The 13,507-nt window shown below is 72.0% G+C and carries 8 protein-coding genes and 1 pseudogene; 6 read left to right on the plus strand and 3 right to left on the minus strand.

The genetic code is table 11. From position 1 onward, the window contains the following. Positions 1–192 precede the first annotated feature (192 nt). Positions 193–879: pseudogene (locus tag NOO62_RS31865) on the plus strand (ABC transporter ATP-binding protein); the annotation flags it as partial. A 281-nt stretch (positions 880–1,160) separates the two neighbouring features. Beyond that, the gene (locus NOO62_RS31870; RefSeq protein WP_268774250.1) at positions 1,161–3,788 is read left to right on the plus strand and encodes an FtsX-like permease family protein; all 2,628 of its coding nucleotides are present in this window, start codon (positions 1,161–1,163) and stop codon (positions 3,786–3,788) included. Between the two features lie 157 nt (positions 3,789–3,945). Here NOO62_RS31870 and NOO62_RS31875 read toward each other — a convergent pair whose 3' ends face one another. Continuing rightward, a complete protein-coding gene (locus NOO62_RS31875; RefSeq protein WP_268775875.1) occupies positions 3,946–4,803 on the minus strand; it encodes a helix-turn-helix transcriptional regulator in 858 nt (285 codons plus the stop codon). Between the two features lie 172 nt (positions 4,804–4,975). Here NOO62_RS31875 and NOO62_RS31880 point away from each other — a divergent pair, with 172 nt between their 5' ends. Both NOO62_RS31880 and NOO62_RS31885 read left to right on the plus strand, forming a co-directional pair. Beyond that, a complete protein-coding gene (locus tag NOO62_RS31880) occupies positions 4,976–6,703 on the plus strand; it encodes an AMP-binding protein (protein WP_268774251.1) in 1,728 nt (575 codons plus the stop codon). After that, a complete protein-coding gene (locus NOO62_RS31885; RefSeq protein WP_268774252.1) occupies positions 6,700–8,322 on the plus strand; it encodes an AMP-binding protein in 1,623 nt (540 codons plus the stop codon). The genes NOO62_RS31880 and NOO62_RS31885 overlap by 4 nt, the downstream gene beginning before the upstream one ends. Here the strand turns inward: NOO62_RS31885 and NOO62_RS31890 are convergent. Further along, complete coding sequence (locus NOO62_RS31890) at positions 8,300–8,845, minus strand: GNAT family N-acetyltransferase (protein ID WP_268774253.1); 546 nt, start codon at positions 8,843–8,845, stop codon at positions 8,300–8,302. The two genes, NOO62_RS31885 and NOO62_RS31890, sit on opposite strands and share 23 nt — an antisense overlap. Before the next feature lie 277 nt (positions 8,846–9,122). Between NOO62_RS31890 and NOO62_RS31895 the strand changes: the two genes are divergently transcribed. Then, on the plus strand, positions 9,123–10,313 hold the full coding sequence (locus NOO62_RS31895) for an MFS transporter (protein ID WP_268775876.1): 1,191 nt from the start codon (positions 9,123–9,125) through the stop codon (positions 10,311–10,313). Here the strand turns inward: NOO62_RS31895 and NOO62_RS39150 are convergent. Continuing rightward, entirely contained in the window at positions 10,300–11,292 is a 993-nt protein-coding gene (locus tag NOO62_RS39150; RefSeq protein ID WP_321170629.1) for a hypothetical protein, read from the minus strand. The two genes, NOO62_RS31895 and NOO62_RS39150, sit on opposite strands and share 14 nt — an antisense overlap. Positions 11,293–11,682: 390 nt before the next feature. Here NOO62_RS39150 and gcl point away from each other — a divergent pair, with 390 nt between their 5' ends. Beyond that, positions 11,683–13,470 (plus strand): glyoxylate carboligase, encoded by a 1,788-nt coding sequence (gene gcl / locus NOO62_RS31905; protein WP_268775877.1) that lies wholly within the window; start codon positions 11,683–11,685, stop codon positions 13,468–13,470. The last annotated feature ends 37 nt before the right edge of the window (positions 13,471–13,507 follow it).

Here is a 13,507-nt window from a genome sequence, read left to right on the forward strand (position 1 = left end):
TGGCCCTACCCCAGGTCTCGGTCCCGCCGTACTGCGCCAAGAGGGGCTCCCACGGTTTCGTTGAGGCATCAAGAGTTGACGTGCCGACCCGCCGATGGGTCGACCCGCCGATGGGCCGACCGGGCGACCGGCCGATGAGTCGATGAGCCGACGGGCCCAGATGACGAGGAGCGAATGCTGGTGGAGAGAACCATGGTTGACGTCGACGCGATTCAACTGCGGGGCGTGTCGCGGCGGTTCGGGTCGGGCGGTACGTCCGTCACCGCCCTCGACGACGTGTCGCTCGCGTTCCCCAAGGGGACGTTCACCGCCGTCATGGGGCCGTCCGGGTCCGGCAAGTCGACCCTGCTGCAGTGCGCCGCGGGCCTGGACCGGCCCACGTCCGGCTCGGTCACCGTGGGCGGCACGGAGCTGACCGGGCTGAGCGAGACCGGGTTGACCCTGCTGCGGCGCCGACGCATCGGCTTCGTCTTCCAGGCGTTCAACCTGCTGCCCTCGCTGACCGCCGAGCAGAACGTGGCACTGCCCCTGCGGCTGGCCGGGCGCCGCCCGAAGAAGGCGCAGGTGCGCGAGGCGCTCGCGCAGGTCGGGCTCGGCGACCGGGCGCGGCACCGGCCGACGGAGATGTCCGGCGGCCAGCAGCAGCGGGTCGCCCTCGCCCGCGCGCTGATCACCCGCCCCGACGTGCTGTTCGGCGACGAGCCGACCGGCGCGCTCGACTCGCGGACCGGCCGCGAGGTGCTGGCCCTGCTCCGGGGCATGGTCGACCGGGACGGCCAGACGGTCGTCATGGTCACGCACGACCCCGTCGCCGCGGCCCACGCGGACCGCGTCGTCTTCCTCGTCGACGGGCGGGTCAACGGCGAGTTGAGCGGTGCCGACGGACGGTGCAGCGGTGCCGATGAACGGTTGGGTGGCGGCGACGGGCCGCTGTGCGGTGCTGATGGACGATCGCGAGGTGCCGATGAACGGTTGGGTGGCGGCGACGGATCGTTGCGCGGTGCCGATGGGCGATCGCGAGGTGCCGATGAACGGTTGGGTGGCGGCGACGGATCGTTGCGCGGTGCCGACGGGCGACTGCCAGGTGCCTACGAACCGTCGCGTCGCGCCGCCTTCGCCGAGGACATCGCCGCACGCATGACCAACCTGGAGGCGGCACCGTGCTGAGCGCCACGTTGAACACCACCCTCCAGACCCTCCGCCACCGCTGGCCCACCTTCGTCGGCAGCTTCGTCGCCCTCTCCCTGGGCGTCGCCCTGATCGCCGTCATGGGACTGGCCCTGGCCTCCTCGCAGGACGCACCGCCCCGCGGCCCGGAGCGGTTCGCCGTCGCGCCGGTCGTCGTCAAGGGACAGGACACCCTCACGGTGCCCACCTCGCTCGACGACCGCACGCAGAAGCTCGCGCAGCCGCGCCCCGTCCCGGACGGCGTCGTCGCGAAGCTGCGCCGCCTCGGAACCGTCGTCCAGGACCGGTCGTTCACCGTCCGGGCCGAGCGCGGCCCCGCCGACCTGGTCGGCCACCCCTGGTCCACCGCGGCCTTCGCACCGTACGAGCTCGACGCGGGACGCGCGCCCCGCGCCGCGGACGAGGTCGTCGTCAGCGGGGACTGGGCCCGTCCCGGCACCCGGCTGCGGACCGGCGACGGGACGGTGCGTGTCGTCGGCACCGTGGCGGGACTCGGCTTCGAGAGCGCCGTGTTCTACACCGACGCCCGCGCCGCCCAGCTGTCGCCGCGCAGCCTCCAACTCGTGGTCGACGCCGACGCGTCGGCCGTGCGGGAGGCGGTACGCGGCAGCGGCGACGATGGTGACGGAGGTCAAGTCCTCACCGGTAAGGGAGCCCAAGTCCTCACCGGTAAGGAAGCCCAAGTCCTCACCGGTAAGGGAGCCACAGCCCTCACCGGTAAGGGGGCCGCAGTCCTCACCCGTAAGGGAGCCGCAGTCCTCCCCGGTAACGGAGCCCAGGTCCTCACCGGTGACGCGCGCCGGTACGCCGACGCCGACCCCGACCGGGACAGCGAGGCGCTCACCGCGATGAACGCCATGTTCGGCACGGCGGGCGGCGTCACCGGCTTCGTGTCGGTGTTCGTCGTGGCGTCCACCTTCGCGTTCGCCGTGGCCCAGCGGCGCCGCGAGTTCGGGCTGCTGCGCACCGCGGGCGCCACCCCGGGGCAGATCCGCCGCATGGTCGCCACCGAGGCGCTCGTGGTCGGCGTGCTCGCCTCGGCCGCGGGCTGCGCGCTCGGCTCCTACGGCGCGCCGAAGCTCGCCGCGTGGGCGGTCCACGAGAGCCTCGCGCCGCGCTGGTTCACCATCGGCGACTACACCTGGCCCTACCACTTGGCGTTCTGGACCGGCCTGTTCGTCGCCCTGTGCGGTGCGGTGGCCGCGTCATGGCGTGCGGGTCGCACAGGGCCCACCGAAGCGTTGCGCGAGGCGTCCGTGGACGCCCGGGCGATGACGTGGGGCCGTTGGCTGGTCGGCTCGGTGCTCCTGGCCACGGCCGCCGTGACCCTGGTCCTGGCCCTGGTGACGAGTCCGGGTGACCTGTTGCAGCGCAAGACCTACATCAGCAGGCCCATGCTGCTGATCACCGCGGTCGCGCTGCTGGCGCCGGTACTCGTGCGGCCCCTGGCCCGGCTGCTGGCCTGGCTGCCCGCGCGGCTGCCGGGCGCCGGTGGGATGCTCGTACGGGAGAACGCCGCCGCCGGAGTACGCCGTACCGCCGCCGTCGCGGCCCCCGTGCTGGTCACGGTCGCACTGGCGGGATCGCTGCTGGGCGCCACGGCGACGCTCGGCGGGGCGAAGGCGACGGAGATACGGGAGCGGACGGCCGCGGATTTCGTGGTCACTCCGGCGGGCGACGCGGGCTTCGACGCGGCGACGCTGAAACGGCTCCGTGCCGTGCCCGGCGGCACCGCGGCCGCGGCGAGCTCGTCGAGCGCCGTGTACGTCCTGGAGGACGGCGTGGCGCTCATCAAGTCAGATGCCAGAGCCGTCGAACCGGGACCGTTCGCGGCGACGGCGCGTCTCCCGCTGACCGCGGGGAAGGTGCGGGACCTGGACGACGACTCGATCATCGTCAACGAGGAGTGGGCGCGGCACACCGTGGGCGAGCGGGTGGACGTGTGGCTCGGCGACGGCACGCGGAAGTCCCTGGAGGTCGCCGCCGTCATGACCACGGGCACCGGCAACAACGGCGTCTACGTCACCCCGCGCAACGCACCCACGGCTCCCGTCGACCGGGTCGACGTACGCCTCGCGCCGGGTGCCGACCCGGCCACCGTGGCCTCGGGTCTGCGTGCGGCGGTGCGGGCGTCGGGCGGCGAGGTGCTCACCCGGGACGCCTGGGTGCGGGCGATGTCACCCGAGACCAACCGGACGACCCGGACGGGCCTCTTCATGGTCCTCGGGATCGCCCTCCTCTACACGGGCATCTCCGTGGCCAACACGATGGTCATGGCGACCTCCGACCGGGTCCGTGAACTGGCGGTCCTGCGGCTGGCAGGAGCCACCGGGCCGCAGGTGCTGCGGCTGGTGGGCGCGGAGGCCCTGATGGTGGTCATGGTCGGCGGTCTGCTGGGAGCACTGGTCGCCGCGCTCAACCTGGTGGGGATGTGGAGCGCGCTGGGCCTGCTCTCGGTGTGGACGTCCATCGAGATCCCGTGGGCGACGCTCGGGGCGGTCCTGGGCGCCTGCGCGGTGCTGGCCGTGATCTCGGCGGTCGCACCGGCCGGTCTCGCGCTGCGACGTGGGGGGATGTCGGTGGCGGGCGTACGGGAGTGAGGCGACGTCGTGGGTGGGCGCGGGGGGGGCATGCGCTCAACTGCCGCACTGGGCGCCGTAATCAAAGCCCCCCGCCGGTCGCGGTCGCTACCAGTCGCTACCAGTCGCTACGAGTGGCCACCTGTCGCCCCCTGTCGCCACCGGTCGCCCCCTGTCGCTACGGAAGCAGGCCCGCCCGGCGCGCCGCCACCACCGCCTCCAAGCGCGTGTGCGCCCCCAGTTTCCGCATGGCCGAGCGGAGATAGCCCTTCACGGTCTCGGGGCGCAGGCCGAGCCGTTCGGCGGCCGCCGCGTTCGTCACGCCGCCCGCCACGCAGGACAGCACGTCGACCTCGCGGGGGGCCAGGGCGACCGGGCGGTCCCGTGGGTGGTCCGGGACCAGCGTCGCCGATGCCAGGCGGCCGCACACCGCGAGGAGTTCGGCCCGCAGGGACGCGTCGGTGACGCGCGGAGCCAGCGCCCGCAGCGCGCCGTGCGCCTCACGGACCTGCTCCCACGCCCCCGGCCCCGGGCCCGGGGCCGATCCCGCACCCGCACCCGCGCCCGCACTGTCACCGCCCCCGCCCGACTCCGCCACCGCCGCCAGCAGCGACCGCACCTCGTCCCGTACGACCAGCGCCTGTTCCACGTCGCGCGCCGCGGCCACCGCCGCCGACAGCGTCCGGTCGCCGAGCGGCTGGGCCGCGCGCAGCGCGCCGTACAGGACTCCGCGCACCCGGCGACGTACCACCACGGGCACCGCGAGCACCGACCGCAGGCCCTCCGCCGCGACCGCCGCGTCGTACTCGTGGCTGATGTGCCGCGACACGTGGTAGTCGGTGACCGCGCAGGGCCGCGACAGGGCGACGGCCTTGCCGCCGAGGCCGTTCCCGGACGAGATGGCGAGGCCGTGCAGCGCACGCGTACCCGTGCCGACCAGTTCGCCGATGCGGACCTGACGCGGCCCGTCGAGCAGACCGCCGTAGGCCACCGGGAGCCCCGTGCCGCGGCGCAGCCGCAGCAGAGCGGCCCGCATCTCCACCGTCTCGCCGCCGTCAGCCGACACGCGCCCGCCCTTTCGCCTCGCGACACCCCCGTCCGGGGGTAGTGGGATCCGCCTCACGAATTACACGATGTTCCGTAGCGTCCGGCAATGAGTACGGCAGCAGCAGAGTGATACGCCGCGAGCGCGGCGACTAGGGGTGCACATGACGACTGACGGCACGAGCGCCACGGACCAGTTCCGTACCGCACGGGACTTCCTCCTGCGGCATCGAGAGGACTACGCCGCCGCGTACGAAGGCTTCGCCTGGCCGCGGCCCGAACGGTTCAACTGGGCGCTCGACTGGTTCGACGTCATCGCGGAGAACAACGACCGCACGGCCCTGCACATCGTCGAGGAGGACGGCACGGAGTCACGGTTCTCCTTCGCGCACCTGTCCGCCCGCTCGAACCGCGTCGCCAACTGGCTGCGCGCGCGGGGCGTCCGCGCCGGAGACCGCATCGTCGTCATGCTCGGCAACCAGGCCGAGCTCTGGGAGATCGCGCTCGCCGCGATGAAGCTGCGCGCCGTCGTCATCCCGGCGACGCCGCTCCTCGGCCCCGTCGACCTGCGCGACCGCATCGACCGCGGCCGCGCCCGGCACGTGGTCGTACGCCCCGAGGACACCGGGAAGTTCGACGACGTACCCGGCGACTACACACGGATCACCGTAGGGGGCGCACGCGACGGGTGGGTCTCCTACGAGGGAGTCGACGACGCCACCGCCACCCCCCACGCCACCGTCACCTCCCACACCACCGTCACCCCTGACCTCTTCGAGCCCGACGGCATCACCCTCGCCGACGACCCCCTGATGCTCTACTTCACCTCGGGCACCACCGCCCAGCCCAAGCTCGTCGAGCACACCCACGTCTCGTACCCCGTGGGCCACCTCGCCACGATGTACTGGATCGGCCTCAAGCCCGGCGACGTCCACCTGAACATCTCCTCGCCCGGCTGGGCCAAGCACGCCTGGTCGAACCTCTTCGCCCCGTGGAACGCCGAGGCGACGGTCTTCATCCACAATTACGCGCGCTTCGACGCCGGACGGCTCATGGCGGAGATGGACCGGGCGGGCGTCACGTCGTTCTGCGCGCCGCCCACCGTATGGCGCATGCTCATCCAGGCCGACCTGACCCAGCTGCGCACCCCGCCCCGCGAGGTCGTCGCGGCCGGGGAGCCGCTCAACCCCGAGGTCATCGAGCAGGTGCGGCGCGACTGGGGCGTCACCATCCGCGACGGCTTCGGGCAGACCGAGACGGCCGTGCAGGTCGCCAACTCGCCGGGACAGCAGCTGAAGCCCGGCTCGATGGGCCGCCCCACCCCCGGCTTCACCGTCGAGCTCCTCGACCCGGTGACCGGCGCGCCCGGCGCCGCGGAGGGCGAGATCTCCCTCGACCTGGGTTCGGACCCGGTGGGCCTGATGGCCGGCTACCACGGCGACCCCGAGCGCACGGCACAGGCGATGGCCGGCGGCTACTACCGCACCGGCGACATCGGCTCACGCGACGCCGACGGCTACATCACCTACGTCGGACGCGCCGACGACGTCTTCAAGGCCTCCGACTACAAGATCTCCCCGTTCGAGCTGGAGAGCGCACTCCTGGAGCACGAGGCGGTCGCCGAGGCCGCGGTCGTGCCCGCGCCGGACGCGGTGCGGCTCGCCGTGCCGAAGGCGTACGTCGTGCTCGCCGAAGGGTTCGAACCGGGCCCGGACACGGCGAAGCTGCTGTTCGAGCACTCGCGCGCGGTGCTCGCCCCGTACAAGCGCCTGCGCCGCATCGAGTTCGGCGCCCTCCCCAAGACCGTGTCGGGCAAGATCCGCCGCATCGAGCTGCGCGAGGCGACGGCCGCGGGTTCGGACGCGGAGTACCGCGAGGAGGACTTCCGGTGAGTGAGCGGTCCAGCACACTTTCCTACGCCCACGGCACGAGCGGCACGCCGCTCCTCGGCGACACCATCGGGCAGAACCTCGACCGGGCCGTCGCGGCCTGGCCCGACCGGGACGCGCTCGTGGACGTCGCCGCCGGCACCCGCTGGACGTACGCCGAATTCGGGTCGGCGGTCGAGCGGCTGGCGCGCGGGTTCCTCGGGGCCGGGGTGGCCAAGGGCGACCGCGTCGGGATCTGGGCGGTGAACTGTGCCGAGTGGGTCCTCGTGCAGTACGCCACCGCCCGCATCGGCGCCATCATGGTCAACATCAACCCGGCGTACCGGGCGCACGAGTTGGAGTACGTGCTCAACCAGTCCGGCGTCTCCGTCCTGATCGCCACGCAGGCCCACAAGAGCAGCGACTACCGCGCGCTCGTCGACGAGGTACGCCCCCGCTGCCCCGACCTGCGCGCCGTCCACTACATCGGGGACGAGCGGTCGTGGGGCGCGCTGCTGGACGCGGCCGGTACGGTGCGCGACGGCGAACCGGCCGCCCGCGAAGCCGAGTTGAGCTGCGACGACCCCGTCAACATCCAGTACACCTCCGGCACCACCGGCTTCGCCAAGGGAGCCACGCTCTCCCACCACAACATCCTCAACAACGGCTACTGGGTGGGCCGTACGGTCGGCTACACCGAGCAGGACCGGGTCTGTCTGCCCGTGCCCTTCTACCACTGCTTCGGCATGGTGATGGGCAACCTCGGGGCCACCTCGCACGGCGCGTGCATCGTCATCCCCGCCCCGTCCTTCGACCCGGTCGCCACGCTGCACGCCGTCGAGCGGGAGCGCTGCACCTCGCTGTACGGCGTACCGACGATGTTCATCGCCGAGCTGAACCTCGCCGACTTCGCCACGTACGACCTGAGTTCACTGCGCACCGGCATCATGGCGGGGTCGCCCTGCCCGGTCGAGGTGATGAAGCGCGTCGTCGCCGAGATGCACATGGAGGAGGTCTCCATCTGCTACGGCATGACCGAGACCTCGCCCGTCTCCACACAGACGCGCCGCGACGACGACCTGGAGCGCCGCACCGGCACGGTCGGCCGGGTCCTGCCCCACATCGAGGTCAAGGTCGTCGACCCCGCGACCGGCGTGACGCTGCCGCGCGGCGCCTCCGGCGAGCTGTGCACGCGCGGGTACAGCGTCATGCTCGGCTACTGGGACGAGCCCGAGCGGACCTCCGAAGTCATCGACTCCGGGCGCTGGATGCACACGGGTGACCTCGCGGTCATGCGTGAGGACGGGTACGTCCAGATCGTCGGCCGCATCAAGGACATGATCATCAAGGGCGGCGAGAACATCTACCCCCGGGAGATCGAGGAGTTCCTGTACGCCCACCCGAAGATCGCGGACGTACAGGTGGTGGGCGTACCCGACGAGCGGTACGGGGAGGTGCCGCTGGCCTGCGTGATCGTGCGGGACCCCGACGACGTCCTCACGCTGGACGAACTCCAGGACTACTGCAAGGGGCAGCTGGCCCACTACAAGATCCCGGCCGCCCTGCGCATCCTGGAGGCGTTCCCCATGACGGTCTCCGGAAAGGTGCGCAAGATCGAGCTCAGGGAGCGGTACGGGGAGTGACGGCGGCCCCGGTGAGATCGCGGCGCATGCACAGGCGGGGCCAGCGGTCGAGGTCGAGCTCCGCCTCGTGCGCGCGGATGTCCCGCAGGGCCGGGGTGAGTTCGGCGTCCGCGAGCGGGCGGAAGCCGATGCGGGCGTAGTACGGGGCGTTCCACGGGACGTCGGCGAACGTCGTCAGGGTCAGCGCGGTCGCACCCTCCTCGCGGGCGCGGTCCGCGGCGTACGCGATCAGCGCGCGCCCGACGCCGCGGCGGGCGGCGCGCGGGTGCACGGTGACCTGCTCGATGTGGAGCGCGTGGGCGTCGGGCAGGGGGTCGGCGATGAGGTACGCGATGGGGGAGTCCTTGTCGTCGACCGCTACCCAGGCGTGGCCGGCCCGCCGGTAGCGGTCCAGCTCCTCGACCGTGGGTGGTTCGTCGTCCGCGATCTCAGCCATGCCGAGGGAACGGAACGGTTCGCCCGCGGCGCGCTCGATGTCCTGGAGCGTGGGCAGTTCGGCGGCGGCGACGGGTCGGATGAGCATGGGGTGAGTATGGCCCGGTCAAAATGTGTTGTGCGGCGGTGGGTGGAGCGGGGATCGTGGGCCGGTCCGGCGGAGACGCTTCGGGTCCGCTGATCCTTCCGATCCTTGCTCCTTGCTCCTTGCTCCTTGGTTCTTGGTTCTTGGTTCTTGGTCCTTTTCCTTTCCGTCGAACCCATGGGGTGTGTGCGTGCGTCTGTCCAAGGCCGGTGATCCCGAGGAGGTCGGGACCGTTGCGGGTGGGGCTGCCGAGGTGCGGGCGGCCGGTCTGAGTCGGGGCATGGTGCTGCTGCTCGCCGTCACCTGTGGCGTGGCCGTCGGGAACGTGTACTTCCCGCAGGCCGTCAGTCCGCTGGTCGCCGACGGGCTGAACGTCTCGGCCGACACCGCGGCGCTCGTCGTCACCGCCACGCAGTTCGGGTACGCGGGCGGCATCTTCCTCCTCGTACCGCTCGCCGACCGCGTCCCGTACCGGACGCTCATCGTCACGCTCCTCTCCCTCGCCGGGCTCGGCCTGCTCGGCGCGTCCGCCGCGCCGGGGATCTCGCCGCTGATCGCCGCGAGCGTCCTCGTCGGCGTCACCACGGTCGTGGCGCAGGTCATCGCGCCGACGGCGGCGGGGCTCGTCCCCGAGGAACGGCGCGGCGCCGTCGCGGGCACGCTCCTGAGCGGGTCGATCGGCGGGATGCTGCTGTCCAGGGTCTTCGGCGGCACGGTGGGGGAGTGGCTGGGCTGGCGTGCGCCGTATCTGATGACGTCGGTGATCGCGCTGGTCATCGCATGCGTACTGGCACGCGCGCTGCCGCGGTCGACGGCGCCCTCCCGGCAGCGGTACCCCGCCCTCCTCGCCCACTCCCTCCGCCTCCTGCGCACCGAGCCCGACCTGCGCCGCTCCGGCTTCTACCAGGCGATGGTCTTCGGCGGCTTCTCCGCTCTGTGGACCGGCGTGGCGCTGCTCCTGACGGGGCCCGAGTACGGACTCGGCGCGTCGGCGGTCGGCGTGCTCGCGCTGGTCAACGCGGCGACCATGCTCTGTACGCCGGTCGCGGGGCGGCAGGTGGACCGCCGGGGGTCCGACGCGGTCAACCTGGTCTGCATGGTCGGGGTCCTGGTGGCCGCCGCCGTCCTGTTCGCGGGCGGCCTCGGCGGGGCGGCGGGGCTCGCGGCCCTCGCGGTGGGGTCGCTGCTGCTCGACGTCGCGATGCAGTCCGGCACGGTCGCCAATCAGGTACGGATATTCGGACTCAGCGACGAGGCGCGGGGGCGCCTCAACACGGCGTACATGACCTGCGCGTACCTGGGCGGAAGCGTCGGCTCTTGGCTTTCGGTGCACGCGTACGGGGCCTTCGGCTGGTCGGGCGTGTGCGCTCTGGTGGCCCTGATGACGACGCTCGCCCTGCTCCGCCATGTCGCCCACCTGCGCGGAGCCGCACGCTCCGGCGACGCGGCGAAGTTCGTTACGCGCCCGTAGCCACCAGCTCGTCCGCCGCTCCGTTCACCGGCTGCGGCGTGCCCGTCGCGTCCATCGTGAAGAGGGGGACGCCCAGGGAGTCCGCGCGCGTGCGGGCCCCGGACGTGTACCCGGCCAGCGAGAAGAACGCGCACGCCACGGGGGTGTCGACCGCCTCCGTCATCGCGGTCAGCCACAGGCACTCGATGTCCCGCAGGGTGGTGGGCCGCAGGGCGGGCTCGACCTGCGCCAGCATGCCGCGCGCGGCGATCCGGGACCCGGAGGGCGGGCGCCGGGCGGCGCTGCGGGTGTTCAGATAGCCGAGCCAGCGCAGGTAGAGCGCGGCCACGGTCACGGCATCGCGCGCGTCGCGGATCGTGACGGGGCGGAAGGCGGGGCGGGGGCGCGGGGCGGTGCGCGGCAGGGGGATGTGGGAGGGATGGGAGGGGTGGGGGTGACCGGGCGGCGGTGTCGGCGCCTCGCCGGAGCCGGGAGCCGTTTCCGCGCCGCCGGGCCGCTCACCGGGCGTCGTCTCCGTGCCGCCGGGCCGTTCACCGGGAGCCGTTTCCGTGCCGCCGGGCCGTTCACCGGGCGGCGGTGTCGGCACCTCGCCGGAGCCGGGAGCCGTTTCCGCGCCGCCGGGCCGTTCACCGGCCGTCGTCTCCGTGCCGCCGGGCCGTTCACCGGGAGCCGTTTCCGTGCCGCCGGGCCGTTCACCGGGCGGCGGTGTCGGCACCTCGCCGGAGCCGGGAGCCGTTTCCGCGCCGCCGGGCCGTTCACCGGGCGCCGCTTCCGTGCCGCCGAGCCGCTCACCGGGCGCCACCTCTATCCCCACCTCTGTCCCCGCCCCGGCCTCCGCCCCCGATTCCGCCCCAGCGACCGGAACCCTCAGCACCGCCCCGCACGGGCAGTCCAGCTCCGGCTGCGGCCAGTGGCCTCCTTCACCGCACGCCTCGCAGCGTGCCGTGATCCACTCCGCCGCCCAAGTCCGGTCCGTCACGGGCTCCGCCGCCGCGTCCCGTGACACCCGCGGGGTCACGGGGGCGCCGCACGCGCAGGGGTAGGACGGCGGGGCGTACAGATGTTCGCGCCCGCACTCCGGGCACCGTATCGGCACTGTCGGGATCATCGACACGCCACTCTCCGTCGCCGCAACCGTCACCACCCCCGGTCGCTCCCCATCCTCCACCCAAGCGATGCCCGGCGGCTGTCAGTTGCCCGATCTCTCTTGACGCTGTCCGACGCACCCGCTTACATTGCTTCCATATAGCAGAACTAAATTTCCACAATGCGGAAACAGGAGCTCACCGCGGGGCGCGACGGGAGCCGGATCCGCCAGCCGAATCCGGCAGCCGAAAAGCTGTCGAAGCTGTCGAAGCAGGAGAACCCCATGGCTCGTATGACCGCTGCCCGCGCGGCAGTTGAGATCCTCAAGTGCGAAGGCGTCGTCAACGCGTTCGGTGTGCCGGGCGCCGCGATCAACCCCTTCTACAAGGCGCTCAAGGAGGGCGGTGGCATCGACCACACCCTCGCCCGCCACGTCGAGGGCGCCTCGCACATGGCCGAGGGCTACACCCGGACCAACCCGGGCAACATCGGTGTCTGCATCGGTACGTCAGGACCGGCAGGCACCGACATGATCACCGGCCTGTACTCCGCGACCGGCGACTCGATCCCGATCCTCTGCATCACGGGCCAGGCGCCGACGCACCTGCTCCACAAGGAGGACTTCCAGGCCGTCGACATCGCGACGATCGCCAAGCCGGTCACGAAGATGGCCGTCACCGTCCTGGAGGCCGCGCAGGTCCCCGGCATCTTCCAGCAGGCGTTCCACCTGATGCGCTCCGGCCGTCCGGGCCCGGTCCTCATCGACCTGCCGATCGACGTCCAGATGACGGAGATCGAGTTCGACCCGGAGACGTACGAGCCGCTGCCGGTCTACAAGCCGTCCGCGACCCGCGCCCAGATCGAGAAGGCGATCACCTTCCTGGTCGAGTCCGAGCGTCCGCTGATCATCGCGGGCGGCGGCATCATCAACGCCGACGCCTCCGACCTCCTGGTCGAGTTCGCCGAGATCACCAACACGCCGGTCGTGCCGACGCTGATGGGCTGGGGCACGATCCCCGACGACCACGACCTGAACGCGGGCATGGTCGGCCAGCAGACCGGCCACCGCTACGGCAACGCGACGTTCCTGGAGTCGGACTTCGTCCTCGGCATCGGCAACCGCTGGGCCAACCGTCACACCGGCTACAACCTCGACGTGTACACCAAGGACCGCAAGTTCGTGCACGTCGACATCGAGCCGACGCAGCTGGGCAAGATCTTCGCCCCGGACTACGGCATCGCGTCGGACGCCAAGGCCGCCCTGGAGCTGTTCGTCGAGGTGGCGAAGGAGCTCAAGGCCGCGGGCAAGCTGCCGGACCGCTCCGCGTGGGTCGCGTCCCACCTGGAGCGCAAGGAGACCCTCCAGCGCCGTACGCACTTCGACAACATCCCCATGAAGCCGCAGCGCGTCTACGAGGAGATGAACAAGGCGTTCGGCAAGGACACGCGGTACGTCACGACGATCGGTCTCTCGCAGATCGCCGGCGCCCAGATGCTGCACGTCTACAAGCCGCGCCACTGGATCAACTGCGGCCAGGCGGGCCCGCTGGGCTGGACCATCCCGGCCGCGCTCGGCGTCGCGAAGGCGGACCCGGACACGCAGGTCGTGGCCCTCTCCGGTGACTACGACTTCCAGTTCATGATCGAGGAGCTGGCGGTCGGCGCGCAGCACCGCATCCCGTACGTCCACGTGCTCGTGAACAACGCGTACCTGGGCCTGATCCGTCAGGCGCAGATCGGTCTGGACATCAACTTCCAGGTCAACCTGGAGTTCGAGAACCAGAACAGCCCCGAGCTCGGCGTCTACGGAGTCGACCACGTGAAGGTCGCCGAGGGCCTCGGCTGCAAGGCGATCCGCGTGACCGACCCCAACGAGCTGGGCACGGCGCTGGAGCAGGCGAAGAAGCTGGCCCAGGAGTACCGGGTCCCGGTCGTCGTCGAGGCGATCCTGGAGCGCATCACCAACATCTCGATGAGCCCCACGGCCGACATCAGCGCGGTCAAGGAGTTCGAGGAGATCGCGACGGAGCCGGGCCACGCGCCCACGGCCATCCGCCCGCTGAAGGTCTGACACCGGACGACCCACTGACTGGGGCGGTCCACCCGTG

The organism is Streptomyces sp. Je 1-369 (genome assembly GCF_026810505.1).
Taxonomy (GTDB): Bacteria; Actinomycetota; Actinomycetes; order Streptomycetales; family Streptomycetaceae; genus Streptomyces.